Origin of the sequence: Streptomyces sp. NPDC096324 (genome assembly GCF_044763015.1) — a bacterium.
Classification (GTDB): Bacteria; Actinomycetota; Actinomycetes; order Streptomycetales; family Streptomycetaceae; genus Streptomyces.
This window is the reverse complement of sequence record NZ_JBIWFK010000002.1, coordinates 258,613-285,600: the sequence shown is the minus strand read 5'-3', so window position 1 is coordinate 285,600 and position 26,988 is coordinate 258,613. Positions and strand designations below refer to the sequence as shown.

23 protein-coding genes, 1 pseudogene and 1 riboswitch are annotated in these 26,988 nt (G+C 71.2%); of the genes and pseudogenes, 10 read left to right on the top strand and 14 right to left on the bottom strand.

What is annotated here, in order from left to right:
• Nucleotides 1-89 precede the first annotated feature (89 nt).
• Both ACIQ7M_RS04735 and ACIQ7M_RS04730 read right to left on the bottom strand, forming a co-directional pair.
• Nucleotides 90-1,505, bottom strand: coding sequence for a M20/M25/M40 family metallo-hydrolase (locus tag ACIQ7M_RS04735; protein ID WP_403639677.1), 1,416 nt, complete (start codon nucleotides 1,503-1,505; stop codon nucleotides 90-92).
• 120 nt (nucleotides 1,506-1,625) lie between these two features.
• The gene (locus tag ACIQ7M_RS04730) at nucleotides 1,626-2,642 is read right to left on the bottom strand and encodes a MurR/RpiR family transcriptional regulator (protein ID WP_403639674.1); all 1,017 of its coding nucleotides are present in this window, start codon (nucleotides 2,640-2,642) and stop codon (nucleotides 1,626-1,628) included.
• 338 nt (nucleotides 2,643-2,980) lie between these two features.
• On the opposite strand from ACIQ7M_RS04730, the gene ACIQ7M_RS04725 reads away from it, so the two are divergent.
• From ACIQ7M_RS04725 to ACIQ7M_RS04715, 3 genes are all read left to right on the top strand, one after another.
• On the top strand, nucleotides 2,981-3,628 hold the full coding sequence (locus ACIQ7M_RS04725) for a helix-turn-helix domain-containing protein (protein ID WP_403639672.1): 648 nt from the start codon (nucleotides 2,981-2,983) through the stop codon (nucleotides 3,626-3,628).
• Between the two features lie 4 nt (nucleotides 3,629-3,632).
• Nucleotides 3,633-5,021, top strand: coding sequence for a diaminopimelate decarboxylase (gene lysA / locus ACIQ7M_RS04720; protein ID WP_403639669.1), 1,389 nt, complete (start codon nucleotides 3,633-3,635; stop codon nucleotides 5,019-5,021).
• A 482-nt stretch (nucleotides 5,022-5,503) separates the two neighbouring features.
• Entirely contained in the window at nucleotides 5,504-7,567 is a 2,064-nt protein-coding gene (locus tag ACIQ7M_RS04715; RefSeq protein ID WP_403639666.1) for a prolyl oligopeptidase family serine peptidase, read from the top strand.
• A gap of 62 nt (nucleotides 7,568-7,629) precedes the next feature.
• Here ACIQ7M_RS04715 and ACIQ7M_RS04710 read toward each other — a convergent pair whose 3' ends face one another.
• Nucleotides 7,630-8,163, bottom strand: a complete 534-nt coding sequence (locus ACIQ7M_RS04710; RefSeq protein ID WP_403639664.1) for a hypothetical protein — start codon at nucleotides 8,161-8,163, stop codon at nucleotides 7,630-7,632.
• 16 nt (nucleotides 8,164-8,179) lie between these two features.
• Between ACIQ7M_RS04710 and ACIQ7M_RS04705 the strand changes: the two genes are divergently transcribed.
• Nucleotides 8,180-8,908, top strand: a complete 729-nt coding sequence (locus tag ACIQ7M_RS04705) for a hypothetical protein (protein WP_403639661.1) — start codon at nucleotides 8,180-8,182, stop codon at nucleotides 8,906-8,908.
• A gap of 214 nt (nucleotides 8,909-9,122) precedes the next feature.
• Here ACIQ7M_RS04705 and ACIQ7M_RS04700 read toward each other — a convergent pair whose 3' ends face one another.
• The 6 genes from ACIQ7M_RS04700 to ACIQ7M_RS04675 form a co-directional block, all read right to left on the bottom strand.
• The gene (locus tag ACIQ7M_RS04700; protein ID WP_403639658.1) at nucleotides 9,123-11,402 is read right to left on the bottom strand and encodes an ABC transporter permease; all 2,280 of its coding nucleotides are present in this window, start codon (nucleotides 11,400-11,402) and stop codon (nucleotides 9,123-9,125) included.
• On the bottom strand, nucleotides 11,399-12,091 hold the full coding sequence (locus tag ACIQ7M_RS04695) for an ABC transporter ATP-binding protein (RefSeq protein ID WP_403639655.1): 693 nt from the start codon (nucleotides 12,089-12,091) through the stop codon (nucleotides 11,399-11,401). Before ACIQ7M_RS04695 ends, ACIQ7M_RS04700 begins: the two co-directional genes overlap by 4 nt.
• 58 nt (nucleotides 12,092-12,149) lie before the next feature.
• Nucleotides 12,150-12,560: a hypothetical protein gene (locus ACIQ7M_RS04690; protein WP_329297335.1), complete on the bottom strand. Its 411-nt coding sequence runs from the start codon at nucleotides 12,558-12,560 to the stop codon at nucleotides 12,150-12,152.
• 289 nt (nucleotides 12,561-12,849) lie between these two features.
• The gene (locus ACIQ7M_RS04685) at nucleotides 12,850-14,022 is read right to left on the bottom strand and encodes a 4-hydroxybenzoate 3-monooxygenase (RefSeq protein ID WP_403639652.1); all 1,173 of its coding nucleotides are present in this window, start codon (nucleotides 14,020-14,022) and stop codon (nucleotides 12,850-12,852) included.
• Between the two features lie 286 nt (nucleotides 14,023-14,308).
• Nucleotides 14,309-16,960: a glycoside hydrolase family 78 protein gene (locus ACIQ7M_RS04680; RefSeq protein WP_403639649.1), complete on the bottom strand. Its 2,652-nt coding sequence runs from the start codon at nucleotides 16,958-16,960 to the stop codon at nucleotides 14,309-14,311.
• Between the two features lie 38 nt (nucleotides 16,961-16,998).
• Nucleotides 16,999-17,640 (bottom strand): hypothetical protein, encoded by a 642-nt coding sequence (locus ACIQ7M_RS04675; protein ID WP_355768027.1) that lies wholly within the window; start codon nucleotides 17,638-17,640, stop codon nucleotides 16,999-17,001.
• A 308-nt stretch (nucleotides 17,641-17,948) separates the two neighbouring features.
• Between ACIQ7M_RS04675 and ACIQ7M_RS04670 the strand changes: the two genes are divergently transcribed.
• Together ACIQ7M_RS04670 and ACIQ7M_RS04665 are read left to right on the top strand one after the other, a co-directional pair.
• Nucleotides 17,949-18,770 (top strand): hypothetical protein, encoded by an 822-nt coding sequence (locus ACIQ7M_RS04670; protein ID WP_403639646.1) that lies wholly within the window; start codon nucleotides 17,949-17,951, stop codon nucleotides 18,768-18,770.
• Nucleotides 18,771-18,897: 127 nt separating this feature from the next.
• Complete coding sequence (locus ACIQ7M_RS04665) at nucleotides 18,898-19,296, top strand: hypothetical protein (protein WP_355768032.1); 399 nt, start codon at nucleotides 18,898-18,900, stop codon at nucleotides 19,294-19,296.
• A 246-nt stretch (nucleotides 19,297-19,542) separates the two neighbouring features.
• Here ACIQ7M_RS04665 and ACIQ7M_RS04660 read toward each other — a convergent pair whose 3' ends face one another.
• Nucleotides 19,543-20,700: a Gfo/Idh/MocA family protein gene (locus ACIQ7M_RS04660; RefSeq protein ID WP_403639642.1), complete on the bottom strand. Its 1,158-nt coding sequence runs from the start codon at nucleotides 20,698-20,700 to the stop codon at nucleotides 19,543-19,545.
• A 165-nt stretch (nucleotides 20,701-20,865) separates the two neighbouring features.
• On the bottom strand, nucleotides 20,866-21,429 hold the full coding sequence (locus ACIQ7M_RS04655; RefSeq protein ID WP_386976103.1) for a PadR family transcriptional regulator: 564 nt from the start codon (nucleotides 21,427-21,429) through the stop codon (nucleotides 20,866-20,868).
• An 82-nt stretch (nucleotides 21,430-21,511) separates the two neighbouring features.
• Between ACIQ7M_RS04655 and ACIQ7M_RS04650 the strand changes: the two genes are divergently transcribed.
• A complete protein-coding gene (locus ACIQ7M_RS04650) occupies nucleotides 21,512-21,904 on the top strand; it encodes a nuclear transport factor 2 family protein (protein WP_355768039.1) in 393 nt (130 codons plus the stop codon).
• Between the two features lie 536 nt (nucleotides 21,905-22,440).
• Here the strand turns inward: ACIQ7M_RS04650 and ACIQ7M_RS04645 are convergent.
• Nucleotides 22,441-23,025 carry a histidine phosphatase family protein gene (locus ACIQ7M_RS04645; RefSeq protein ID WP_403639639.1) on the bottom strand — a complete coding sequence of 195 codons (585 nt, stop codon included), beginning with the start codon at nucleotides 23,023-23,025 and terminating at the stop codon, nucleotides 22,441-22,443.
• A gap of 218 nt (nucleotides 23,026-23,243) precedes the next feature.
• A riboswitch (cobalamin riboswitch) is annotated at nucleotides 23,244-23,334 on the top strand.
• A gap of 62 nt (nucleotides 23,335-23,396) precedes the next feature.
• Between ACIQ7M_RS04645 and ACIQ7M_RS04640 the strand changes: the two genes are divergently transcribed.
• Nucleotides 23,397-23,618, top strand: a complete 222-nt coding sequence (locus ACIQ7M_RS04640; RefSeq protein WP_355768047.1) for a CbtB-domain containing protein — start codon at nucleotides 23,397-23,399, stop codon at nucleotides 23,616-23,618.
• A 273-nt stretch (nucleotides 23,619-23,891) separates the two neighbouring features.
• Here ACIQ7M_RS04640 and ACIQ7M_RS04635 read toward each other — a convergent pair whose 3' ends face one another.
• A complete protein-coding gene (locus ACIQ7M_RS04635) occupies nucleotides 23,892-24,518 on the bottom strand; it encodes an XRE family transcriptional regulator (RefSeq protein WP_403639637.1) in 627 nt (208 codons plus the stop codon).
• Between the two features lie 12 nt (nucleotides 24,519-24,530).
• Nucleotides 24,531-25,277, bottom strand: coding sequence for a GntR family transcriptional regulator (locus ACIQ7M_RS04630; protein WP_403639633.1), 747 nt, complete (start codon nucleotides 25,275-25,277; stop codon nucleotides 24,531-24,533).
• A gap of 109 nt (nucleotides 25,278-25,386) precedes the next feature.
• Here ACIQ7M_RS04630 and ACIQ7M_RS04625 point away from each other — a divergent pair, with 109 nt between their 5' ends.
• A complete protein-coding gene (locus ACIQ7M_RS04625) occupies nucleotides 25,387-25,920 on the top strand; it encodes a YbhB/YbcL family Raf kinase inhibitor-like protein (protein ID WP_403639630.1) in 534 nt (177 codons plus the stop codon).
• A 33-nt stretch (nucleotides 25,921-25,953) separates the two neighbouring features.
• Nucleotides 25,954-26,825 (top strand): annotated as a pseudogene (locus ACIQ7M_RS04620) (hypothetical protein).
• Nucleotides 26,826-26,988 lie beyond the last annotated feature (163 nt).

The window sequence follows — 26,988 nt, the reverse complement described above, 5'->3', positions numbered from 1 at the left end:
GGGGGTAGTGGGGTTCTGGTTGGCGGGGGAGGGGCCGGTCCGCGGAGCCGTTGCCGGCCCGCGCGGGGTTCAGCGGAGGTGCGGGGCGGTCATCGCACCGCGTTCCGGGGCCCGGTGCCGGAGCTCGTACCGGTGCCTGTGGCGGTGTTCGCGCCGGTGCCCGTGCGCAGGAAGTCCTCCAGCACCCGTACGCCGAACTCCAGGCTGCTGACGAGGACCTGCTCGTCGACGCCGTGCACGTACCGCCACGCGTCGAAGCCGGGCGGGGTCAGGCCGGGGCCGAACCCATAGCACTGGATGCCCAGTCGGGCGAACGCCTTGGCGTCGGTGCCGCCCGACATGATGAACGGCAGTACCAGCGCCTGGGGATCGGCGCGGCGCAGCGCCGCCGCCATCTCCTCGAACGCGGCCGAGGTGTGGTCCGCGAAGACCGGCGCGGCGAAACTGTGGAAGGACCGGGAGACCTTCTCGCCGAGCAGGGCGTCCACGGTCGCGAAGAAGTCCTCCTCCGCGCCCGGCAGGATCCGGCCGTCCACGCCGGCCGTCGCCTCGCTCGGAATGACGTTGTGCTTGTAACCCGCCTTCAGCATGGTCGGGTTGAGCGTGTTGGCGACGGTGGCCTCGACCAGCTTGGCCGCCTCGCCCAGCTGCGCGAGGGACGCGGGGTCCGCCGGGTCGACCGTGACGCCCAGACGGGCGGAGAGCCCCTCGAGGAGCGCGGCCACCGCCGGCACGATCCGCACCGGCCAGCGGTGCGCGGACAGCGCGGCGAGGGTGGCCGCCAGGGTGGCGACGGCGTTGTCCGTGCCGGGCCGGGAGCCGTGGCCCGCCGCGCCGCGCGCCGTCAGGTCCATCCAGGCGCTGCCGCGCTCGCCGACGGCGATCGGGTAGAGCCGGGAGGAGTCCGGCAGATGGACCGAGTACCCGCCGGACTCGCCGATCGCGGTGGTGACGCCTTCGAAGAGGTCCGCGTGCCGGTCGACGAGGAAGCCCGCCCCCAGCTCGCCGGTGTCCTCCTCGTCCGCGACGAACGCCATCACGATGTCGCGGGCCGGCCTCACCCCGCGGCGCGCCCAGGACCGGGCGGCCGCGAGCATCATCGCGTCCATGTCCTTCATGTCCAGCGCCCCACGGCCGAGGATCGCGCCGTCGCGTATCTCCCCGCAGAACGGGTCGAAGCTCCAGTCGGCGGGCTCGGCCGGAACCACGTCGAGGTGGCCGTGGACCAGCAGCGCCGGGGCGTCACGGTCCTCGCCGGGGATGCGGACCACGGTGCTGGCCCGGCCCGGCGCCGCTTCCAGCACGACGGGCTCGTAGCCGGACTCGGCGAGCAGTCCGGCGGTCCACTCGGCCGCCTCCCGCTCACCGCGGGAGTCGCCACCGCCGTAGTTGCTGGTGTCGAAACGGATCAACCGGGCGCACAGCTCGGTGACTTCGGAGGTCAGTGAAGCGTCCTCGGCGGGGGAGAGAGCGCCGCCGTCCTGGTAGAGGGAGGGGTCGTTCATGGAGGGGTACCACTTGCTTTCCCGGCGGCAGGGCGCGAGGACGAGGCCTCTGCCGTCGATGGCTCAGCGAGACGGGCTCGCGGAAACGGGGAACAGGCGGGACGGGGAAGGAGGGGGCGGTCACCGCGTGGGCGGGGACTCGTCCTCGGGTACGGGTAAGCCGGACGCGTCCGCGGCGCGGGCGCCGGGAAGCCCCGCGGCGGGTCCCGGCAGATCCGGCGTGCCCTCCGCCTCGCCCGGGGCCGCGACGGACGGTGTCTGGCCCATGCCGTAGCTGCCCAGGGAGCGGAAGAGCTCCGTCCGGCGCCGGTTGCGCCTGGCCGCACCCTTGGCACCCGCGGCGGCCAGCGCCGCCAGTACATGGGCCGCCGCCGCCACCGCCGTGGGCGAGTGGTGCGGCGACTCGCTGCGGGTGTCCACCGCCAGGACGTGTGTGGCGAAGGAACACACCGGACTGGTGTAACTGTCGGTCAACGCGATCACCGAGGCGCCCAGCGCGCGGAACTCCCGGGCCACGTCCACCGTCAGGCCGCTGTAGTTGCGGAAGCTGAACACCACCAGGACGTCGTCCGGGTGCGCGTCGCTGATCGCGTTGACCGCCGCGCCCGTCGCCGGCTGCACGAGGAACACGTCCCGCATGCTGCTGGTGAGGTCGCTGGTCAGCAGCGACGCGTACCCGGCCGACTTCAGGTCGCCGAGCACCCACCGCCGCCGCGCCCGCAACAGGGCCGCGGCCGCCAGCTCCAGAGCGCCGTTGGCCTGCAGATCGGCCAGCGTGCGACGGAGGTTGCCCTCCTCCGCGGTGATCATCCGGCGCAGTGCCGAACGCTCCCGCGGCTCGGACTCCGGATCGCGGCTGGTGAACCGCAGATCCGGCTCGGCCAGGCGCAGGCCGCTCTCCCGGGCCGCCAGCAGACGCAGGTCGTCGGTGGAGGCGACCCCGGCCGCCGCGAGCAGTCCGTCGAGGTCCGCGGCGCTCGCGTCGGCCGCCCGCAGCAGTTGACCGGGGCGGCGCTCCAGTGAGGCCGGGTAGTCCTCCGCCAGTACCTCGAACAGGCGCTGCGCGGTGGGACCGCACAGCTCGGCCGCGGCACGCAGCAGTTCGAGGGTCGGCGTAGGCGCCAGAGGACCGGTCACTGCTCACCCCTCCCACTCAGGGCAGCCCACACCTGGGAATCCGGGTGGTGAACTGCATCTCTGCTGACAGTTAAACGTCGGCGTCAGATTGCTTGATCTAAGCGATGCGTGAGTCTTACTGTCGCCGCATGACCTCGTCAAGAGCCACCGGCGCGGAAAACTCTTCGGCCGATCCCCCCACCTCGCAGCAGAACTCGCGTCGCGCCACGGACGGTTCCGCGCGGTCCGAGGGCGAATCGGACAGCAGGGCGGGAAAGACCGACTCCACAGTCACCGGTCGAGGCGCCCGGCCCGACGGCGCGGACACGCGCCGAGGCGTGCGGGCCGGTAGTGCGGACATGAGCGGAGGCGTCCCGGCCGACAGCCCGGACACCGATCGCGGCGCGCCGCCCGCCTCCACGGACACGGGTCGGGGCGCGTCCCCCGAACGCGCGGACACCGGCGACGTGCTCGCCGCCTCCGTCGCCCGTGTCCGCCGCGCCGCCGGGCTCACGCTGAGCGCGGTGGCGACCCGGGCCGGCGTCTCACCGGCCTACGTCTCGCAGATGGAGTCCGGCGCCGCCAACCCCACGGTCCGCACCCTCGGCCAGATCGCCGACGCCCTCGGCGCCACCCCCGCCGAACTCCTCGGCGGCACCGGGCCGGTCACCGCCACACCCGCTCCGGCCTTCCCGCCGCGCTTCGCCCCGGCACCGCTGCTCGCCCAGGCCGACGGCCACCACGGCATCTGGGACCTCACGGCCCCCGGCGCGAGCCGGATCGGAGCCCGGCTGCTCCACGCCGACCTCGGCGACCACGACCACCCGACAGCCCACCCCGGCGAGGAGTTCGCGCTCGTGCTCGCCGGCTCCTGCCGGGTGTCGGTGGGCGGTGTCGTACGGCTGTTGCGCCGCGCCGACAGCTGCCACTTCGCCGCCACCGACGAACACCACTTCACCGACCCCAGCGACGACCTGCTGATGCTGGTCGTCCTCACCGAGGAGTAGCCCCGTGTCCACCGCTCCCTCCCTGCCCGCACCCCGCGCGGGGACCCCGCTGCCCGACGGACTGGCATCGGCCGCCTCACCCGAGACGGCCCCCGAGGTGTGGCCGCTGACCGCCCGCACCGTCGAGGGCCGGCTGTACGTGGGCGGCGTCGCCCTGGACGACCTGGCCGAGGCCTGCGGCACCGCGCTGTACGTGGTGGACGAGGCCGACTTCCGCCACCGGGCCCGGCTGTGGCGCGAGTCCGGCGCCGACCGGGTGCACTACGCCTCCAAGGCGTTCCTGTGCGCCGAGATGGTCCGCTGGGTCGATTCCGAGGGGCTGCACCTGGACGTGTGCAGCGGCGGCGAACTCCGGCTCGCCGTGGACACCGGCTTCGATCCCGCCCGGATCGTCTTCCACGGCAACAACAAGTCCGTACCCGAACTGGAGGCCGCCGTCGCCCACGGCGTCGGCGTGGTGGTCGTCGACTGCCTGGAGGAGATCGACCGGCTCGCGCGTGCCGCCGCGACCGCCGGCCGGGTCCAGGACGTCTACGTCCGCATCGCCCCCGGCGTCGCCGCCGAGACCCACGACTACATGGCCACCGGCGGCGACGACGTCAAGTTCGGCTTCCCGGTGCGCGGCGGCCACGCCGAGCGGGCCGTGCTCGCCGTCGCGGCGCGCCCTTCGCTGCGGCTCGCGGGGGTGCACTCCCACATCGGCTCGCAGATCACCGCCACCGAGGGGCTGACCCTCGCCGCCGAGCGGGTCGCCGCCTTCGTCGCCCTGCTCGCCGAGCGGCACGGCATCACGGTCGCGGAGATCGACCTCGGCGGCGGCGCCGGCATCCCCTACCTGCCGGGCCAGCCCCGCCTGGACCCGGCCGCGTTCACGGCCGCCCTGCGCGCCGGCCTGGAACGGGTCCTGCCCGGCTCACCGATACGGCTCGCCGTCGAGCCCGGCCGGTCGATGATCGGCACCGCCGGGGTGACGCTCTACCGCGTCGGCGCCGTCAAGGACGGGCTGCGCCGCCGGTTCGTCTCCGTCGACGGCGGCATGAGCGACGCCCTGCGTCCCTCCCTCTACCTCGCCCGGTACACCGCGTGGACCGCGAACCGCCCCGCCGAGGGCGAGCCGGTGCACGCCGTGGTCGTCGGCCGCCACTGCGAGAGCGGGGACGTGGTCGTGCCCGACATCGCCCTGCCGGCGGACATCGCCGCCGGAGACCTCCTCGCGGTCCCCGCCACCGGCGCCTATCACCACGCCATGGCCAGCAACTACAACGCCCAGCCCCGGCCCGCCGTCGTCGCCGTACGCGACGGCCGCGCCCGCCTCATGGTCCGCCGGGAGACCCCGGAGGACCTGCGCCGCCGCGACGCCCACGGCGAGCCGGTGCGGTTGACCGCCGGGTGACCCCGGCGGGGCTCCTGTTCGCCTGGACCCGGCCGCCTTCCGGCCGGATCCGTGCGCACCTGTGGCTCACGCGGCGTGCGTGCGCGGCTTCCCGCGGGCGCCGCCGCGACGCCCATGGTGAGCCGGTGCGCTTGACCGCCGGGTGACCCCGGCTGGGCTCCTGTTCGCCTGGCCCCGGGCGCCATCCGGCCGGATCCGTGCGCACCTGTCGCTCACGCGACATGCGTCCACGGATCCCCGCGGGCGCCGCCGAACCGGCACACCGGCCCCGGGACTTTCCTTCCAGGGCCCTTCTCTCCGGGACTGCCCCGAGGGGCTGCCCACCGGGGGCTGCCCCTTGGGACTGTCGCCCCCCAGGTTTCCCCAAGGGGACTTCCCCCAGGGGCCGGTGACCCGCACCCACAACCCCCGCCCCGGCAGTCCACGACTGTCCACCGCCCGCACCACCGCCCAACTCCCCCTCCCGTACTCGGAGTCACCCCATGTCCACCGCGCCCCGACTGCCCTACGGCACCTGGCCGTCCCCGATCACCGCCGAAGCGGTCGCCGACACCTCCGGATCCAACTCCTGGCCCTCCGGGGCCGGCGAAGAGAACTGGTGGTGCGCGAACGACCCGGCCACCGCGACCGTACGGCTGCTGCGCAATGCCCCCGGCCACGAGAAGCCCGTCCCGGTGCTCGCCCCCGGCGTCTCCGTGCGCAACCGCTCCCTCGGCTACGGCGGCAAGCCGTACTGGGTACGCGCCGCAGACCCGGCCACCGGCAGCCACCTGCTGGTATTCACCGACCACGGCGACCAGCGGCTGTACCGCGCCGAGGTGCCCCGTCTCGGGGTCGCCGAGGACGACGCGTTCCCGGTGCCCGTGCCGCTCACCCCGGCCGACCCGGCCGACCGGGAGACCTGCTGGGCCGACCCGGTGACCGGCCCGGACGGGACCGAGGTGTGGTGCGTACGGGAGACCACCCGCGCCGCCACCGGAGAGCACGACGCCGACCCGGCACTCCGCACCGTGCGCGAGATCGTCGCCGTACCGCTGTCCGGTGCCGCCGCCGACGACCCCGGCGCGCTGCGCGTGGTGGCCCGCTCGCACCACTTCCTCTGCGGGCACCGGCTCTCCCCGGACGGCGGGCGGCTCGCCTGGATCGGCTGGGACCACCCCCATATGCCGTGGGACAGCTCGGAGTTGATGGTCGCCGAGCTGCACGACGGCGTCGCGGGCGAGCCCGTCCGGCTGCTCGGCGGCAGCCACGACGGCACCGAGGTCTCCGTCTCCCAGGCCGCGTGGGCGGACCCCGACACCCTCTACGCCATGGCGGACCCGGACGGCTGGTGGAACCTGCACCGCGTGGACCTGGCCACCGACCGGCCGACGCCCACCGCTGTCACCAACGTCCTTCCCCTTCAAGAGGATTGCGCCGGTCCCATCTGGCGCGTCGGCGCGAGCTGGTTCACCGTGACGCCGTACGGCGTGGTGCTGCCGCACGGCAACGGCCGGCAGAAGCTGTCCCGTTGGTCGCCCGACAACGGCGAGTTGACCGAACTCGCCGACGGCTGGAGCAGCTTCGCGGGCGACCTCTGGTCGGACGGCGAACGGATCCTGGTCCGTGCCGCCGACCCGGCCCTCGGCTCCGCCCTGCTGTCGGTGCCCCTGGCCCCCGGTTCCGGCCCGGCCCGCCGCACCAGGCCCAAGTCCGAGGACCCGCTGGCTCCTTGGCAGCCCCGGCCCGAACGCCGCACCGTCCACGACGCCCAGGGCCGGCCCGTCCACTTCGTGCTGCACCGGCCGACCCACCCCACCGCCTCCGCACCCGACGGCGAACTGCCGCCCCTGCTGGTGCAGGTCCACGGTGGCCCGACGAGTTCCACCGGCGTCACCGCCGACCTGGAGTACTCCTTCTTCACCAGCCGCGGCTTCACCGTCGCGGACGTCGACTACGGGGGCTCCACCGGCTACGGCAGGGCCTACCGCGACCGGCTGCGCGGCCAGTGGGGAGTGGTGGACGTCGACGACTCCGTCACCGTCGCCCGCGCCCTGGCCGCCGAGGGTCTGGCGGATCCCGCCCGTACGGCCGTGCGCGGCGGCTCGGCCGGCGGCTGGACCACGCTGGCCTGTCTGGTCCACACCGACGTCTTCTGCGCGGGTACGGTCCTCTACCCGATCAGCGACCCGGCCCGATGGAGGGCCGAGCAGACCCACGACTTCGAGTCCCGCTACGTGGACACCCTCGTCGGCGTCCTCCCGCAGGACCAGGCTCTGTTCGACAAGATCTCACCCGCCGCGAACGCCGACCGCATCACTGCACCGCTGGTGATGCTCCAGGGCGCGGACGATTTCATCTGCCGCCCCGACCAGGCCACGTGCATCGTGGACGACCTGGCCGAACGCGGAGTGTGGCACCGCTTCCTGCTCTTCGAGGGCGAGGGACACGGCTTCCGCCGCGCCGACAGCGTCCGCCGCTCCCTGCTGGCCGAAGTCGCCCTCTATCGCGAGGTCCTCGGCACCCACATCGCCCCCGACGTCCCGCTGGACGCCGACGCCCTGTGATCCGACACGGCCGGGCGACGCGCTGTGCGTCCCCGGCCGTACGAGTGGCAGCGTGCGGGCCTTCAGTAACCGCCGCTCGGTGACGACGGCGGGGTCTTGGTGATCTCCTTGCCGTCGGTGCCCAGCACGTACCACTTGGCGCCGAAGGCGTCGAGCCCCTGTCCGTTGGTCTGCCCGGCCTTGGTGTCGTCGACGAACGTGTAGAGCGGGTGCCCCTTGTACGTGACCTGCTTCGAGCCGTCGCTGCGCGTGATGGTCGACAGCAGCTTGCTGTTGACGCCGGTCCCGGCGGTCGGCTTCCCGTGCGCCTTCAGCGGCGGCCAAGCCTTGGCACAGTCACCGTTGCACGTGGACTTGCCGGTCTTGTCGGACTGGAACAGGTAGAGGGTGTGCCCCTTGTTGTTGACCAGGATCTTGCCGAGCGGACCGGACGTGGCGGACACCGTCGCGGAGGACGAGGCGCTCACCGCCGATCGCGCTGTCTGTACGCTGCGTGCCTCCCCGTGGCCGCTGCCATCGGCGTACGCCGCGGTGGCCCCGGTCAGGAAGAGAGCCGTTCCGGCGGCTGCGATGAATGCTCGGGTGTGGTACCTCACGAGAAGTCCTCCGGCTGTGATCGCCTCGGAGTGTCTTGTGGCCGTTGTGCTTCGGCCTGCATCGCGTACCTTCCATTACACGCCCATCTCGACAACACGGCCACAGGGCCGTCCCGCGACACGCTGCCGACTGGCCGCCGAAGAGATCAACAAGGCCGGCGAGGAGCTCCGGCTGCTGGAGGCCGACTGCGGAGCCCGACCGGAGAAGGCCGCCGAGGAGGTCGAGACACTGGTGGTGACCGGTGCGGTAGACGGGGTGACACCCGGCGCACCGCCCGGACCGCCCGCCGCTACGCCTGCGCGCTGCGGGGCCGACAGGTCGGATCTGTCGAGCGGGATGCGCTCGCAGTTGGGCCCCTTGGTCGCGACGGGCGATCCGGACGGCGCTAGCTGGGTGAGCTGGGCGGAGCTTGCATCGATCGACCACGCCACCGTTCCCGATCTCCGCACCGCCCGACTGACCTGGCACACGAAATCGCATCCATGGGTGCGGCATCGACAGTTCGTGGACGATCCGTGGCCGGCGGAAGTCGTGTCCGCGGTGGGCGTGCCGCCCGCAGGCGTGCGGGGCGCCACAGAACGTGTGGAATGGACCACCGGAGAGCTGGTCTGCACGTACGAACCGTTGACCGTCGGCGCTGTCCTGGGTCCTGACACGCACTGGCCCCATGTCTTCGCCGTGATGAGTGCTCTGGCCGGCCGCTTCGGGGATGAAGCCGTTCGCCTGGTCGTGGCATTCGACTGACGTCGCGGAGCCTGGAGTCGTCTCAGCGGCACGCCGCGCTGCGACGGAGCGTTGATGTTCGGGGGGTTGGTCTGGTCTGGTCTGCTGTCCGGTCTTCGGTTTGGTGGCCTGAGTTCCTTGCCGACGGCGTTGACGGTCCGGGACGACTCGGCTCGGCCCGCTCGATGCGGAGCGGTCCGAGCCGATGGATCAGGTGCGGGGTCGAATGCTGCGGTCAGTCGCGCCGGATCAGTTCCGGGTCGATGCGCCGTCCCACGAGCGGGAGTGTGCCGACGGCGGACACGGCCGCCACGCCCGCGGCTGCGAGCCCGAGCACCGGGATGCCGGCGACGTCCCAGTAGATCTCGCTGCCCCCGGTGACCAGGTAGCACGACTCGGCGACCTTGCCCGTCACGAGCGCCAGTGCGAGCCCGATGCTCAGGGGGAGCACGACCTGTACGCACTGCACGGCTCGCATGGTCCGGGCCCGTGCTCCGATCAGCGTGATGGCGGTGACCTGTGCGCGCCGCTCCACCGCCCGGTCGGTCACCGAGACGACGAAGGCCGCAGTTCCGATGACCAGGCCCATGATCATGCCGACGGCGAGCAGGGTCTCGAGAACGGCGATCTGCTGGAGGCCCTCGATGTTCACACCTATGGGCTCGACTTCGACGGTCGGGGCGACAGCGGCGACACCGTCGAGGACCCTGCGGACCTCGTCATGATCGGAGCTGCTGGTGAGGACGTACCGCGCCCCCTCCGGGCGGGTCGTGGCGGACAGCGCCGACGGCGGGACGAGCACGTCCGCTCCGTGTACCGCCGACGGGTCGTACGCGCTGTAGGTGATGGCGTCCTGCGGAAGTTCGATGTTCAGGGTCTTGCCGGGACCGCCCTTCGGGTTGCCGAAGGGGAGGGTGTCACCAGGGCGAGCCCCCTGACCGGTGCCCGCGTTCGGGTCGCTGAGCCGCATCACCTTGCCGTCGACGCATCCGTGGGAGTGCCTTACCAGCTTGGACAGTTGGCCGCAGGTGGCGACGACGGCACTGGCCCAGGGCTGGTCGGCGGAACCATTGGGGTCGGTCCAGGTCTCCATCGTCACGGCGTGCGCGCGTACCCCTGGCAGGGCGGCGAGATCGTGCTGCTGCCGAGCCGTGAGCGACGACAGAGGGATGGAGTAGTCCTGCACGGGAGAGGACGGCCGGGTGACCTGCTCCAGTTGGATCAGGACGCCCTGGGCCAGGGAGGCGGAGAAGACGAGGAGCACGAGGCCGGTGACGACCCGCATGGTGCTGCCCGGCTCGACCTCGTTGCGGCGCATCGCCAGGTTCAGGGTGAGGGACTGGGTGGTTCGCGCCAGTCGGAGGGCAAGGGAGTAGGAGATCAGGGGCAGCGTCAGTACCAGCCCCAGGCCCGTCAGCAGAATGCCCGCCGGCATCACGAGCGCGTTCGGGCCGAGGCTGTTGGCGGGATGGTCGGTGAAGCCGGTGGCGCAGTAGCCGACGACGATGCCGAGGCCGGTCACAAGGAGCAGGCCGCCCCACTTGGCGGGGCGCTTGGGGATGGCGGTGCGGCGTACCGCCAGTGGGTTGGCGGCGGCATCGCGTGCGCTGGCCCGGCCGACGAACCAGGCGAGGAGCGGGGAGCCGATCAGGCAGACGCCGACGGTCGTCGCGGACAGCTCGCCATCGGCCGGGTACCACCTCAGACTGGGCAGTCCTGTCCGGGTCATCACCTGGTTGAGGACCCAGTACTCGCCGAGGCCGAGAATCGCGCCGAGCAAGGCCGCCATCACGGTTTCGGCGGCGTTGACGCGCTGGGTTCCCCTGGCACTGAGGCCCAACAGACGCAGTGAGGCGAGGCGACGGTTCCGGCTTGCGGCGGAGAGCCGGGCGCAGACGGAGAGGAAGATACCGAGGGGGAGCAGGACCAGTGAGCCCAGGGCGAAACGGATGTACGTCAGGGTCGAGGGTTCGACAGCGGGGAAGGGCGCGTAGCTGTATCCCCATCCCTTCAAGGCGCGGCCCTCGCCGGCGATCTTGTCGCGCGTCGTGCCGATGTAGGCGAACAGCTCGTCGGGGTGGGCGAGTCCCCTCGCGCCGATCAGCCCCTTCTCGTGACCTGGCAGAAGTCCCTTGACGGCGGGTCGGTCACGCAGCAGGTCGTGTACGCGAGGAGAGACGAACACCTCGCCCGGGTCCGGGAGTTCCCTCAGCCCTGGCGGGGTGTTGTCGGCGTTCTTGACCCCCTTGGCGACGAACACCCGGGTGAACGCCTTCGAGCCGTAGGGGTCGGTGCGCTGGAGCAGCAGGGTGGAACCCGTTGGCCGTGCGGAAGTGGTCTGCGGCTGTCGTGCGGCGGCCCGGCCGTCGTGTGCGTCGAGGATCTGCGGGACGGTGAGGACGAGAGCGAGGCAGCAGACCCCGAGGGAGCCGCCGGCCGCCATGAGGAAGAAACGTACGCGGTTGCCGCGGCCGGAGCCGAACAGCAGGCGCAGACCGAGCTGGAACTCCCTCACGCCGCCCCCCGGTGGGCGAGGATTCCGTCGGACATCGTGTAGTGGGTGTCGGCCTGCGCGGCGACGGCGGGGTCATGGGTGACGAGGATGACGGCAGTGCCCTGTGAGCGCGCCAGGCCGAGGAACTCCTTCAGTACGGCGGATGCGTTGGCGCTGTCCAGGGACCCGGTCGGCTCGTCGGCGAACACGACGGCCGGGCGGTGGACCAGGGCCCGTGCGACGGCGACGCGTTGGCTCTGACCACCCGACACCTGCGACGGGCGGCGCTCGCGCAGTTCGCCGAGTCCGAGCCGGGCGAGGACTTCACCGGCGGCCGCGAGCGCGGGCCGCTTGCGCTGCCCGGCCAGTCGTAGGGGCAGGGCGGTGTTCTCCTCGATGGTCAGCTCGGGGAGCAGTTCGCCGTACTGGAAGACGAAACCGAAGCGTTCACGGCGCAGCGTGCTGATCTCGTCGTCGGTGAGATCGCCGAGCGACTTCCCTTCGAACCGGACCTGCCCGCGCGCGGGATGAAGCACTCCCGCGAGGCAGTACAGCAGCGATGACTTCCCCGAACCGCTCTGTCCGGTGATGGCCGTGACCTCCCCCCGGGAGATCGAGATGTGGGCGTCGCTGACAGCCAGGTGTTTGCCGTAGGAAAGGTCGACGCCCTTGGCGGAAAGGACTTCTGACGTACTGATGGCTTCCCCCAAAGAAGCGACCGGGCCCAGGAGGTCAGCCTGGGCCCGGTACTTGGCGGTGTGCTTTTGCTTACCGCTGGTAGTGCTTGGTAGGCGAGCAGTTGTCCGGGTTGAACGAACCCTTGTCACGGCAGACGCGGATGTACGCGTCGTCGGTGTAGCGCTGCGAGGGCGCCCAGTTGGAGTAGTTCAGCGGAACGGTCTGCCCCTGCTTGCCGTTGTAGCGGCTCCAGTCGTAGCCCTCGACCTTCACCTGTACGTACACGTTGTGGTCGTCGCCGTGGTCGGCGTCCTGGAGCTGGCCCTTCCACTCGAAGGCGCCGTGGTCCTCGCCCGCGGGGTGCCACGCGTACTCGCCGTGGTGGAACTTCGCACCGCCGGTCGACAGTGTCGGAATGTCGTGCCACGAGGCGGCGAACGCTGTGCCCGCCCCCATGGCGAAGAGGCCGGCCGCGAGGGCGCCTACTGCCAACTTGCGCACTTTTTCTCCCGTTTGTTTTCTGTTGTATGACTCTGATGGTCAGGTCAGAGCGGTATGAAAACTAACATCAGCTAATTGGCGGGATCATGGCGATGTGTTGGATCTTGCTCCGTCTGTCCGGTCTGACGACAAGTGATCTTTGTGATGCCTTTGCCCAACCCATGCGTTGCCATGACTATGGGGGGCCATGCGCAATGCGTCATTAGTCTGGTTCGCTCCGGTGGGGTCTCACGGCGGATGGATGTGCACTGACACCGTTCGGTCTTCGGACGAGAGCGATCGCGGCCGGCTAGGGACGCAGGGGCCATCCGGTGTAGGCCTCGGAGAGGTAGGCGCGGCCCGCGTCCGACTCGACGACGGAGCGCAGTTCGCCGATCTGGCGCATCCGGTCGAAGCTGCTCGCCCCGGGTTGCAGGTGCAGCATGTTCGTCATCCACCAGGAGAAGTGCTGCGCCTTCCAGATGCGTTGGCGCGCGGTGTCCGGGAAGGCGTCGAACAGGGTCTCGTCGCTGTCGAGCAGCAGCGCATCCAGCGCCTCGGTGAGCAGGACGACGTCCGCGACGGCGAGGTTCATGCCCTTGGCTCCCGTGGGCGGCACGGTGTGCGCCGCGTCGCCGACCAGCACGACCCTGCCGCGCCGCATCTCGTGCGCGACGAAGCTGCGGAAGCGCAGCACGTCACGCTGGAAGATCCGGCCTTCCTTCAGAGAGGTGCCGGGGACACGCGATCGCAGGATCTCCCACAACTGGTCCTCGGTGTAGGCCTCGTTATCGGTTTCCGGGTCGCACTGGAAGTACATGCGCTGCACCTCGGGGCTGCGCCGGCTGATGAGCGCGAAGCCGTTCGGTGAGTTGCTGTAGATCAGCTCCTCGGCGCTGGGCGAGGCGTCGCACAGGATGCCGAACCAGGCGAACGGGTACTCGCGGAAGTAGCCGCCGAACGTACCGCAGACCGCCTCGCGGACAACGCCGCGCGAGCCGTCCGCGCCGACCACGACGTCGGCCTCGATCTGGAACGTGTTGCCGTCCGCGTCCCTGGCGACGACGCGCGGCCGGCTCGATTCGGCGTCCTCGACACGGTCGGCCCTGACTCCGAAGCGGAGGTCCTGGCCGGCGGCGAGGCGAGCGGCGACAAGGTCCTTGAGCACTTCGTGCTGCGGGTAGAGCCACACGGCCCGGTCGACGCTGTCGGCGAAGTCGATCCGGTGACCCTCACCGTCGAAACGGAGTTCGATGCCGTCGTGCCTCTGCCCGACCGTGAGCACCCGATCCGAAGCCTCCGTCTCATGGAGGATCTCCACAGTGCCCTGTTCCAGGATGCCGGCCCGGATGGTGGTCTCGATCTCGTCGCGTGTGCGGGAGTCGAGGACCACTGATTCGATGCCGCGCCGGTCGAGCAGATGGGACAGCAGCAGACCGGCGGGTCCTGCGCCGATGATCGCTACGCGGGTACGTTCAGGCATGTCGACTCCAAGACGGCTCACGGGGGTTGCAAGGAGTCTGGCCGCGGCAGGTCCTCGCCGACGATACCGATTCCCATTGAACGGGAATCGACTTTGTATGCCTGACCTGCCCCCTTCCGCGGCAGGTCGGGCCACCGTGCGCCCCAGGTGGCCTGCGCCGAACAGGATCGAAGCGGGTCTCCATCAACAAGGCCGGGACGCCACGGAGTTCGCAGCCGCCCGTCGCGAGGGGGTACGGCCGGGATGTCTGCCGTCGTAGCGGCAGCCGAATCCGCGACCCTGGCCGTCAGTGCTCTCCCTCGGCGACCATTTCGGCGAGCGGAAACGGCGGGGACGGGTGCCATGCGCGATCGGCGGACGGGCCGGGGTGCGGCACCACGAAGCGATGCCTGCCGCATGCGATCTCCCTGGGTTCGAGGCCCGGCAGGACGACTGTCGCGACCGAACCGGTCGGCACGGTGACGTCGACGCGGAGTTCACCCTCGGCTCGCTCCCACGCCACCTCGGCCAACCCGTAGGGGGTGCGGTGCGCCGTGCGTGCCCACGCGATCCGTCCCCCGGGTCGCGGCTCGATCCGCAGCGACCGGTACCCCGGCGAGCCGGGCCCGAGCCCGGCGACCACCCGATGCATCCAGTCGGCCACCGCGCCCAGGGCGTAGTGGTTGAACGACGTCATCTCCCCGGGGTTGACCGAACCGTCGGGGAGCATGGAGTCCCAGCGCTCCCAGATCGTCGTGGCCCCCATCGTCACCGGATACAGCCAGGAGGGGCACTCGGTCTGGAGCAGCATCCGGTACGCGTCGTCGATCGCTCCCGCGGACGTGAGGGCGTCGCAGATCACCGGCGTACCGAGGAAGCCCGTGGCGACCTTGTGGCCTTTCTCCCGCACCAGTCGGACCAGTTGCCGTGCCGCCCGCGCGCGTTGTCCGGCGTCGGGCAGCAGGGCGAACTCGAGCGCCAGGGCATAACCGGTCTGCCCGGAGTCGGTGATCCGGCCCCCCTGCGTGACGTACTCGTCGTGGAACGCTTGCCGGACCCCGCTCGCGAGTTCGTCGTACCTGGCCGCGTCCGCGTCCTCGCCGATCACCGCCGCGATCCGGGACAGCAGCCCGGCGACGTGCGCGCGGTAGGCGGTGGCCACCAGGTGCGCGTCGGTCTCGGCCTGCCAGGGCGCGTCCGGAGGCGCCGCCGGGTCGAGCCAGTCGCCGAGTTGCAACGCCGGCTTGTCGAAGAGGCCGGCCGACCCCAGCGACGCGGTCACGCCGTCTACCCAGGCCCGCATGCTCGGGTACTGGCGACGGAGCAGCCCCGCGTCGCCGAACCGCTGGTGGAGCACCCAGGGGACGATCACCGCGGCGTCACTCCAGCCGGCCGTCGGAGCGGGCTCCGCGAACGGGCCCGGGAAGTCGATCCGCGGCACGAACAGCGGGACGACGCCCTCCGCGGTCTGATCCGCGGCGAGATCGGCCAGCCAGGACGTGAGCAGGCCCGCGCAGTCGAAGAGGTAGGCGGCCGTGGGCGCGAAGACCTGGATGTCGCCGGTCCAGCCCAGGCGCTCGTCCCGCTGCGGACAGTCGGTGGGGACGTCGACGAAGTTGCCGCGCATCCCCCACACGACGTTCTCGTGCAGACGGTTGAGCAAGGGGTCGGAGCACTCGAACCAGCCGGTCCGGCGCATGTCCGAGTGGTAGACGACCGCCGTCACCTCGAGTTCGTCGTAGTCCCCGCTCACCTCGGCGTAGCGAAAGCCGTGACAGGTGAAGGACGGCTCCCAGTGCTCGCCGCCGGCGTCCCCGGCGAGCACATATCGGTCCGTGGCCGTGGCCGTGCGCAGCGGTCGCACTCCGAGCTCGCCGCTCTCGAGCACCTCGGCGTGGCGCAGGGTGACGGTCGCGCCGCGGCGGCCGCGCACCCGGATGCGGAGTCGTCCCACCAGGTTCTGGCCGAAGTCGAGGACGGTACGACCCAAGGGAGTGGTGATCGTGTCGACCGGTACGCGTTCCTCGACCGCCCGGACGGGCGGCCCCGACGGCGCCACGAGGGTGGCGGGGTCGCGCTCGCCGCGATGCACACCGCCCCACTCCTGGTCGTCGAATCCGGGAGACGACCAGCCGGGGAGTGCCATCGTCGCGTCGTAGGTCTCGCCCTCGTAGAGGTCCGCGGACCGGATCGGCCCGGTCGAGGAGCGCCAGCTCTCGTCCGTGGGGATGATCTGACGCCGGCCGTCGGCGTAGTCGATCTCGAGTTGGGCGAGCAGGCCCAGCGCGCTGCCGTAGGTGTCGCGCCACCCGGGCACGAACCCGACCCGGCCTCGCCACCAGCCGTCGGCGACCTGCGCCCCGATCGCGTTCTCACCGGCGCGTACTTGCCCGGTGACGTCGTAGGTCTGGTAGCGCAGCCGATGGTGGTAGCTCGTCCACCCCGGGGCGAGGGCGTCGTCGCCGACCCGCTCGCCGTTGAGTTCGGCCACATAGAGACCGTGCGCCGTGATGTAGAGGCGGGCGCGGGTGATTTCGCCGTCGGTGACGAAGGAGCGTCGCAGGAGCGCCGCCGGACCCCGCTCGTCCCTGGCCGGCTCGATCAGCGTGGCCTTCCAGTCGGGGGCGTCGAGACCGCGTTCCACGCTGACCGGGTCGCTCCAGTCGGAGACCTCGCCGTCGGTGCCGATGACGCGGACCCGGACCTCGCGCGCCTCGCGGGACGCCAGCGGCCTCGCGGGCCACGGCACCAGCACGGAGTCGGCCGAGTCGACGTGGAAGAACTCGTCGCCGATGGTCAGTTCGTAGGCGGCCTGTCGGCGTCCCTGTTGCTGACCGGCTCGCCCTCTGCCGAGGGCTGTGTCGCCCCTGCGCCTCGCCCGGCTGTGGGTGAACCGGACGGGTCGTGATCCGCCTGAGAGCCCGCCGGGAGTTGGGCTGTGTCGCCGGAGCGTGATCACGTGGCGTCCCTCGCCGGGGCCGGTCTCCCCGGGGCATGTCACAGCGCGAACACCGGCACTCCGGGGGTACGGGTCACAGCGCGCACCCCCCGTGCCCGCGGGCGCGCCGCGGGCGGCGGCGCGAGGGCCGGCCCGATCAGCGGCATGACGGCCGCCAGCATCTCCGCCTCGCTCGCGGTCCCGTCCACGACCAGATCGGCCGCTGCCCGGGAGGGCGCGACATGGGCCGCGTGGCGGTCCCTGCCGGTCTGCAGATAGTTGCGCAGGGACAGCCGGGGGTCCTGCCGCTGCATCTCGATCTTCCGGAGGATCTTGCGGGCCAGGCGTATGTCGTCGGGGGTGTCGACGTACACCCGCCACGCCGCCCGCCGGACCACGGACGGCAGTGACAGCGCGAACAGGCCCTCGACCACCACCAGCAGCACGCCGGGGCGCAGCAGCGCCGCGTCGATGGCGTGTGCCACCGCTGTCTCGTCGATCGACCCCGGATGGTTCCAGTCGAGGACGGCGTGCCCGTCGGCACTGACCGTCCACACACCTGTCAGGGGGTCGTGCGCGGGCACGTAGTAGTCGTCCAGATGGACCAGCGCCACGCTCTCGGGACACTTCAGCGACAGGGCTTCGGCAAGGGTGGACTTGCCGGATGCGGTGCCGCCTGCGACCGCCATTACACCCGTCATATCGGGCGCTCCTCATGTGCTCAAAGGGGATAGACGAAGCGGCCGGACAAGCCGGGTGGAGGGAATGTACGGCGGTGTGATCGCCTCTGGCAAGCGCGGTGTGATCGCCAGTGGCAGGCAGGGAAACGCGGCCCGCTTCAGCTTGGAATGCAGTGATCGTTTCGGGGCTTCCCTTCCTGTCGGTGGGCAGGTCGTCATGCTGGGCACGCGTCGCCTGACACCGGAACTCGTGACCTCCGCCGGCATTGCCTTGACCAGTGGATTTGTGTGGCCGAGAGTGGCCGTACTGATCGACTGGGGTGGGAAGCGTGACGCACGACGAATACGCGGACCGCTGCGAGGAGCTCTTCGCGGTGGGCGGGTTCGCGCAGGTCCGGAAGCTGTCCGAAGCCGGTCTGGAGGAGCTCGGGCCCGATCCGGTGCTCTACCGGTGGCTCGGCCTGGCACACGCGGCGGAGGATGAGGACGACCACGATGCCGAGGCGGAGAAGGCCTACGAGGCCGGGCTCGCACAGTGGCCCGACGACCTCGGACTGCTCGTCTCCTACCTGGAGTTGTGTCTGCGGGCCGACGCTTGGACCTACCCGGGGCGTAGCCGTCGGGCTGTCGTGCTCAAGGAGCGGATCGCCGTCCTGGCTCCGGCGGGTTCGCCCGAGGCTGCGCGGGTGGAGGACGCGCTCGGCTGGGCCGGGCGTGGCTACTGGCAGGACGTACGGGAGAGGACGGCCACCGTGCGGGCAGAGCGGGCGGCTCTGACCTCCCACAGCATGGATGTGGCGGAAGCGCTGGAGCGGGGTGGGCAGGCGCCCGCTCATCCCGAGGACGTGCGGGCCGCCGAGGTGGCGGCCGCGCTGGAGCTGCTGGCGGGTCCGTGGCGGGCCCCACTCCGGCTCATGGTCCGTCATCGGGTGGCCGCATACGTCGTCACGTTCGTGCTCGTCCTCGCCACCAACAATGCGCTCGTACTGAGTGGGACTGTCACATACAGCGTGTGGGGCTGGATCTGGTACGTGCCCCTTCTGCTGGCCGACGGAAAGCTCAAGCTGGCCCGGCGGGTGGCTCGTCGGCGGGTGATCGCCGCGATGGAGGCTCGGCACGCCGACACGGCCGCCTCCGCGGGCCAGAGGTAGGTCCCTTCGCGTCGACGACTCACGGTCCGGCGGGCTGCGTCGATCGTGTGTGGCGGCGCCGCCCGCGCTCTGTCGGCGTGCGGGGCGGCGGGTGTGTACTGGGGGCTTGCCGCATCGAGGGGGAAGCATGCCGCGAACGCCGGATTCGGGAGCGCCCGAGTCGGCGCAGGAGGAGGAGCGCTGGCTCGACCGTCGCGAGGTCGCCGAGCTGTGGCCGGTGCGGGAGGAGTGGCTGCCGGGCGCCGCTCGTCGTGCGGATGTCCGCGTCCGTCAGTACGGAGGGGAGAGCCGGGGCACGTACGGGGCGGCGCCGACCTTCTACTCCTATCACCCCGGGGATGCGCGGCGGGCCGCGACGGCCATCGCCGAAGGTCGCGTCGACATCCCGTCGGTCTGGCGCACCGACACCCCCGAAGGTCGGCGGGCGGAGTACTGGAGCAGGTTCCGGTTCCGAGCCACCTGCGCCGTCATTCTGGCCTTCGCCCTCTTCATCCTGGGGTTGGTGCTCTACAGCGTGGTGACTTGACCGTTGAGCCGGCGGGCCGTGGATCCAGGTCGGCCGGGCGGGTGGCCACGTTGCCCGGTATCCGGGGCCGCCTGCGCCGAGCGACGCTGTCGAGCGGGTGTGTCCGACGGTCATCCGACGGTCCTGGTCCGTCTTCTCCGGGGTCGGCCATCGAGCTGCGCCCCCCACCAAACTCACGTCTGATGCAACAGCGACGGGTGGCGGTCCAGACACGGCTCCGACCCGGCCGGTGACGGGTCCGGAGGGCTACGCCTCCAGCGTCACCCACGCCCCCGACGCCGCCGAACGTGCCATCGCGTCCAGCGCCGTCGCGCTGCGGACCGCGTCGACGAGAGTGGCCCCGTACGGTCTGTTGTCGGCGATGGAACGCAGGAAGGTGTGCGCCTCGATGACCTTGAGGTCGTCGTAGCCCATGCTGTTGGCCGCGCCCGGCTGGAAGGACGCGTAGTCCCCGGTGCCCGGACCGACGTACACGGTGCTGACCGGCTGGTCCTGGTACGTCGTGCCCCGGCTGACGCCGAGTTCGCCCATCCGGCGGAAGTCCCAGAACAGCGCGCCCTTGGTGCCGTGGATCTCGAACCCGTAGCTGTTCTGCTCGCCCACCGAGACGCGGCACGCCTCGAGGACGCCGCGGGCACCGGAGGCGAAGCGCAGCAGGCAGTTGACGTAGTCCTCGTTCTCCACGGCGGCCGGCTCGCCGCCCGCCGCGCGCGTGTGACCCGCGGTCGCGCCGGCCGGCCGGGGTCGCAGCGGTACGAAGACCGCGGTGTCCGCCGCCAGTGCCTCGATCTCGCCCACCAGGAAACGCGCCAGGTCGACACCGTGCGAGGCCAGGTCGCCGAGGACGCCGCTGCCGCCCCGCTCCCGCTCGTACCGCCACGTCAGCGCGCCCTCCGGATGGGCCGCGTAGTCGCTGAAGAGGCGGATGCGTACGTGCGTCACCTCGCCGATGTCACCGGAGGCGATCAGGTCGCGCGCCGCCACGACCGCCGGTGCGCCCCGGTAGTTGAAGCCGACCGTGCCCCGGACCCCGGCCTCGGCCACCGCGCCCGACACAGCCCGGGCGTCTTCGGCGCTCAGTCCCACCGGCTTCTCGATCCAGATGTGTTTGCCGGCCGCGGCCATGGCCACACCGATCTGACGGTGCAGGAAGTTCGGCGCGGTGATACTCACGGCCTCGACACGCGGATCGGCGGCGATCTCCCGCCAGTCATGGGCGGCGGTCGCGAAGCCGTACCGCGCGGCGGCCTCCTCGGCCCGGCCGGGCACCTCGTCGGCGACGACGATCGGTTCGGGACGCAGGGCGAGCTCCGGGAAGTGGTGGAGAACGCGAGCGTAAGCCTGCGTGTGCACCCGTCCCATCCAGCCGAATCCCACGACAGCGACACCGAGCACACGCACCACGATCGCCCTCCTCAGCACCGGACCGAACGCGAACGGACCAAACCAGGCTCACATCAAACCGGCCCGAATCGAAATGAGCTTCTACGAAACGACACGAACCGCTGTCAATCGCCGTGAAACGCAATCGTTGCGGGCCGCGACCAGGCTAGTGCGAACGGGTCGCCTTCAGGGGGAGAGCGACGCCCGCTGTTCCAGGACCCTCAGCGCCCGCTCCGCCCAGTCGATGATCGCCTGCTCGAAGGCACGTCCTCCCAGGAGAGTGAGATACGGGCCGACGCGCTCCGCCCCGGCCAGGTACTCGTCCTCGGTGCGCCCGTCGAGCAGGCGGGCGCCGATCCGTTCGTAGTGCGCCAGCTTGGCGCGTGACCACTTGAGGCGCTCGGCGATGGCCACCCGGACGGCGTCGGCGTCCCCCATGTCGAGGGCGTACACCTTGACCATCAGTTCGTCGCGGATCGCGGTGGGCTTCGCCGGTCCCGAGGTGAAGGAGGCCAGCGCTTCGAGGCCGGTCGTGGTGAGCGAGAACAGTCGCTTGTTGGGGCGGCGCTCCTGCTGGACGACCCGGGCCTCGATCAGCCCCTCGGACTCCATCCGGTCGAGTTCCCGGTAGAGCTGCTGCGGGGTCGCCATCCAGAAGTTGGCCACCGAGGCGTCGAACCCCTTGGCCAGGTCGTACCCCGACGCCTCACCCTCCAGGAGTGAGGCCAGTACCGCGTTGCGCAATGCCATCCCGCAAGGCTAGACGCCCCGCACTCGCAGGACTAATCTTATCCGCACCTAATCAATTAATTGAGTATGAGAGGCGGACGCAATGAACTCCTTCCGCAAGGCAGTGGAGGCCGGAGACCTCGGCGCGGTCGAGGAGCTGCTGGCCGACGACGTCGTGTTCACCAGCCCGGTCGCCTTCAAGCCGTACCCGGGCAAGCCGATCACCGCCGCCATCCTGCGTGGCGTCTGGCGAGTCTTCAGCGACTTCCGCTACGTCCGTGAGATCGCCGGCGCCGACGGCCGCGACCACGCGCTCGTCTTCACGGCCAAGGTGGGCGACAAGGAGATCAACGGCTGCGACTTCCTGCACTTCGACGAGGACGGTCGCATCGACGAATTCACGGTGATGGTCCGCCCGTTGTCGGCGGCCCAGGCGCTCTCCGAGGCCATGGGCGCGCAGTTCGAGCAGATCTCCCGGGAAGCGGCCGGAGCATGAGGCTCCGGCCTCGCGCTGTTTGAACCGACTCCCTCCGGCTACCCGCCTGTTGTGACGACGACGCCTTCACAGCAGGAGCTCTTCCGGTACTTGGAGGACCGCTTCGAGTGTGCTCGGACCTGTGCCGAATGCGCCAGGACCTCCACGCTGCGCGCGAGCCTCATGGATCCGGACGGGCCGAAGCGACAGGAGGCCGCGCGGCGTTCGGGCATTCTGTGCGCGGAGGTCTGCGAGGCGACCTGCCATGTGCTGTCCCGCCATCCGGGGCCGAGTGACCGGGAGCTCCGCGCTCGGCTGGAGTGGTGCCGGGACGTCTGCCTGGAGTGTGCCGAGGCCTTCGACGCGTGTCCGGGGTCGGAGGCCGCCGCGCGGAAGTGCCGTGAATGCGCCCGCTCGTGCGCGGACTTCATCGCCACGCTGGGGTGAGGCGGGCGAGTCGTGAGCGCCGGGCGGCAGGAACCGCCCGGGTCGCGCTCCAGGTTTCGCCCAGGTGGGCCCCGATCCGCCCGGCTCAGGCGGTCCCAGACCCTCCAGCGTCAGGCCGATCCGACGAGCGGGCGTCCGGCGCGGAGGTTCCAGCGTCCCGCGCGCCCGCTCAACTCCGTGACGGTGAGCGGCGGCACGTCCACGCGCCAGAACGCGTGCTCCGGTGCGCCCAAGACCCGTACCACCAGGGCCCGTACGACATCGGGCTCCACCACGGCGACGGTTCGGCCGTCGAAACCGGCCGCCGCGTCCAGGTGTTCCGCCACCCGGTCGCAGAACGTCCGCACCGACTCGCCGTCGTGCGGAGCCGACGCCGGATCGGCGAGCCAGCGCGCCACCGCCTCCGGCTCCTTCGCGCTCACCTCGGCCAGCGTCGCCCCGCGCCAGCGGCCGACATCGAGGGGCGCCAACCCCGGTGCCTCGACGGCGCCTTCGAGCCCGAGTGCCTCGGCGGTCTGCCGGCATCGCACGGTGGGGGAGACGCGCAGCCGCCCGCCCGCCGGAACGGCGCCCGCGTCGGCCGCAGCCCGGACGGCCCGCAGGCCCGAGGCGTCCACCGGACTCCCGTCGTCGAAGCGGGCCTCGCGCAGCGCCTCGCCGATCGCCGCGGAGATCAAGATCACTCGGCTGGTCATGCCATCACTCTCATGGGTCGTGGACCGGGACGATGAGCCATGATCCAGCATGGTGTGTCGTGCACGGGAGCGGAGGTGGAACCCCCGGGTTCATCAGCCGAGTTGCCGTCCACCTCCATGTTCCACGAACCTGGGGCGCACGCTGCGCGGAGGTATGCGCCCTTGGCCGGGTCGGCGGCTTCGCGGTACCGTCACATGGATATTGACGACGGTTCGGCGGAAGCCCGGTGGAAATCCGGCACGGTCGCGCCACTGTAAGCCCGGCACACGTCACTCCGGCCAGGGGTGAGGGACGCGGGCAAGTCAGACCCGTGACTGTCGTCCTGTGCACCACCGAAATGGGACGCGAGTTCCCCGGGAGGTTCTGCCCCATGGCGCAGTCCGTCGTTCAGCCGACCGTCACGCCCACCGCCGTTCCCGCCAAGCTGCCGATCGGCGCGATCGTCCCCTGGGCGGCGTTCTTCGGCATCCTGATGCTGGTCCTGCTCTACTTCGTCGGCGCCGAACAGGGCGCCACCTCCCTCGTCTCCGGCGAGAACGTCCACGAATGGGTCCACGACGCCCGGCACCTGCTCGGGTTCCCCTGCCACTGACGGCCGCGGGGAACGTACGGGCCACGATATTCCGCGAGGGCCGGGAAACCGGCCCGCACCAGGGGCGGTTCCCGGACGACCGGGAGCCGCCCCTCGCGTGTGCGCGCACGCGCCCGGTGCCCCATCGAGCGACGTTCGCCCTCAACCGCCTCGCCGACCGGCCAGACGTGGCCGAACGTGTCCCCCTGTGTACGCCATCGCCGGCGGTGGGGTCATAGCCGAAGACGGCGAGCCGAAGTCGTCTTCCGCCTGGGCGAGTTCGCCGCCTGTCGGTTACCGCGTACTGCCGTCGTCGAGTCCGGCGATGACTCCGACGTCTGCTTCGGACATGCCCAGGACCTTGGAGATCTCCTGGGTGAGAAGCGGCTCCGGGTTGTGCCGTCCGCTGCGAAGCATGTGGATGGTGGACATCGATCGTGCGGTTTCCCTCGCCATCCGCTTGACCGGAATTCCGCGCAGGTCCATCAGCCCGGTGAGCACCCGTGCGAACGGATGTGGCTCCAGCCGCCCGGCAGGGGCAACGGCAGGACCGAGGACCACGTCGTCGATCTTGGCCTGGAATCGGATCAGCCGGTCACCCGCGAACCCGACCTTCGCGACGAAGGGCAGGCTCTCGCCACCGCTGGAAGCAACCGTGCCCGGCACTGACACCTCGGTGAACCTCGAAGGGTGACCGTGGTGATCACTCCCGATCTCCAGGGGAAGACCCGGTTCGACGTGGCTGACCTTCCAGTCGCGGTTCCACCAGGGAAGATCCCGCAGCACCTCGTTGAAGAAAGGGGAGAGAACCGTGAGATCCACCGGGTCCGGAGGGTTCTTCTGACCTCCCCAGATGATGTCGGGCCAGTACGTCAACGCCGCGATCACTTCCACCGTCAGCGTGCGGTTGGCGATTTTCATGACCGCACTCTCTCATCGGTCGAGAGCGCAATCCGCCGCGACCGGGCGGACGTTGGCCGACGCGGCACTAGGGGCTCGACCTGAATCGTCGGTCAGGGCGGCCGCGGTCAAGGTGAGGTGCTGGACCAGGACCGCGGCCGCGGTGTCGGCGTCGCGGGCCAGCGCCGCCTCCTCCAGCATGCGGTGTTCCCTCGCGCCGTCCCGGTCGGGGTTGCGGTGCGCCGACCAACGGCGGGCCAGCTCACTGGCGGTCCACAACCGGTCGAAGGTGTCCAACAGCGCGCGGTTGCCGCACCCCTCCAGCAGCGTGCGGTGGAAGGCCCTGTGTGCCTCGGCCCAGGCGTCGGTGTAGTACTCGCCTTCCTCCAGCACGTACGCCGGAGTGCGCACCAGACGATGGTGCGCGGCCCGCACGCGGGCCTCCCAGTCGACATCGCCGCGCTCGACGGACAAGCGCAGTACGACCGGTTCGATGGTCCGGCGGGCTTCCGCGATCTCCTGCCAGCGCTGGTCGGAGAAGGACGGCACGGCGAAACCGCGGTTGGGCAGCCGGTCGGCGAGCCCGTCGCCGACCACCCGCACGAGCGCCTCGCGCACCACGGCCAGACTCACGCCCTGCTCCTTGGCGAGATCCTGCGGCTTGAGGGGGGCGCCGGGGGAGTGGTCCCCGCGCATGATCGCGTCCCGCAGGTGTGCGTAGACCTGCTCGGAGAGCATCTGCTTCCCCGGCGGGGTCGAGGGGGGCGCCGTCTGAGTCATGGGCCCATCCTAGCGACCGGATAGACGATCGCGAAGATAATCGATTATCCGTGTTATCGTCGATTCTGTACTCGATGAGGGCGTCCTCGCCCGGAAGGGAACGACCGCTGTGCCTGCCAACGACCCCTTCGCCCGCCTCCCCCGGGCGGCCTCGTTCACCGTCACCAGCGCCACCGTCACCGACGGCGCCGCGTGGCCGCCCGAGCAGCACTCCTCCGGCCTGCCCGGCGGGAAGGACGTGTCCCCGCATCTGTCGTGGAGCGGCGCCCCGGACGGCACCAAGAGCTATGCCGTCACCGTCTACGACCCCGACGCCCCCACCGGGTCCGGGTTCTGGCACTGGGCGGTCGCCGACATACCCGTCACGGCCACCGAGCTTCCCGAGGGCGCCGGCGATGACACCGGCTCACAACTGCCCGTGGGTGCGTATCAGTTGCCCAACGACGCCCGCGTGGCCCGCTACATCGGCGCCGCCCCGCCGGCCGGACACGGCCCGCACCGCTACTTCGTCGTGGTGCACGCCCTCGACATCCCCTCGACAGGCGTCCCGGCCGACGCCACACCGGCCGTCCTCGGCTTCACCATGGCCGGTCACACCCTCGGACGCGCGGTGTTGACCGCCACCGCCGAAACGCCCGCATGACACGCCGCCCGACTTCCCGGGGGCACCACCGCCATGTACCTCGACGACCTTCCCGGCTCCGCCCGATCCGACGACGGCCCGATGGACCTGTCGCCGTCGGTGACGTCAGCCGCGCCGTCAGCGCCGCTCACCTGTTCATCTACTTCGCCCCCGAGAGTGCCGAGGAGGCGGCCGAGTTGGGCGTGACCGACCGCGGGCCGGCGTATCTGGCCTTTCGGTCGGCCGCGATGGGCGCGGTTCCGTGGCAGGTCACGCTCGCGGCCTTCTACAACTTCAGCCCGCGGGCAGTGCGGGCCATGGCGGGCGTGTGGGACGCCGCGCCGCCGGAGCGGTGGCAGGCCGCCCGCTTCCTGGCCGCCGGACGGGCGATGCGGCGCGTCGGCGTACACCTCACGGACGACCACCTCACCGAGGCGCGCTCGCTGATCGACCCGGTCCTCGCCGGTGCCGACTACGCCGGCAAGGTGCTGGCCGCCGCGAACGCCTCGATCCCGCTTCCCCCGGATCCTCTCGTCGCGCTCTGGCAGCAGATCACGGTGGCGCGCGAGTGGCGCGGCGACGCCCATCTCGTCGTACTCGCCGACAACGGCCTCGGGCCGTGCGACTGCCTCGTGCTGCACACCGCGACCGGCCGCCTTCCGACAGCTCTCGCGCGAGCGACCCGTCAGTGGGACGACGAGGAGTGGAGCGCGGCGACGGCACGTCTCGTCGCGCGCGGCTGGCTCGACTCCCACGGCGTGATCACCGACGCCGGCAGTGCGGCACGCGAGCGCATCGAAGTGGAGACGGACGAGCACTGCGCCGCCCTGTGGGCACCGATCGGCACCGCGGGTGCCCGCCGCTTCGCCTCGCTCATCACGCCGATCACCGACGCGTTCGCCGCTGTCCCGTCTCATCGGGTCTAGCGACGGCCAATGCCTGCCCGCCAAGGAGTGGTGGCCGGTGCGAGGACAGGGCATGCCGGGCGTCGCGAGGAGGCGAACGCCGCCTGCTGCGGCACCGGCTGCCGCGCCCACACCCTTCAGCCCGGCAATCTCCTGTAGGCGAGGCGAGGCGAGGCGAGGCGCG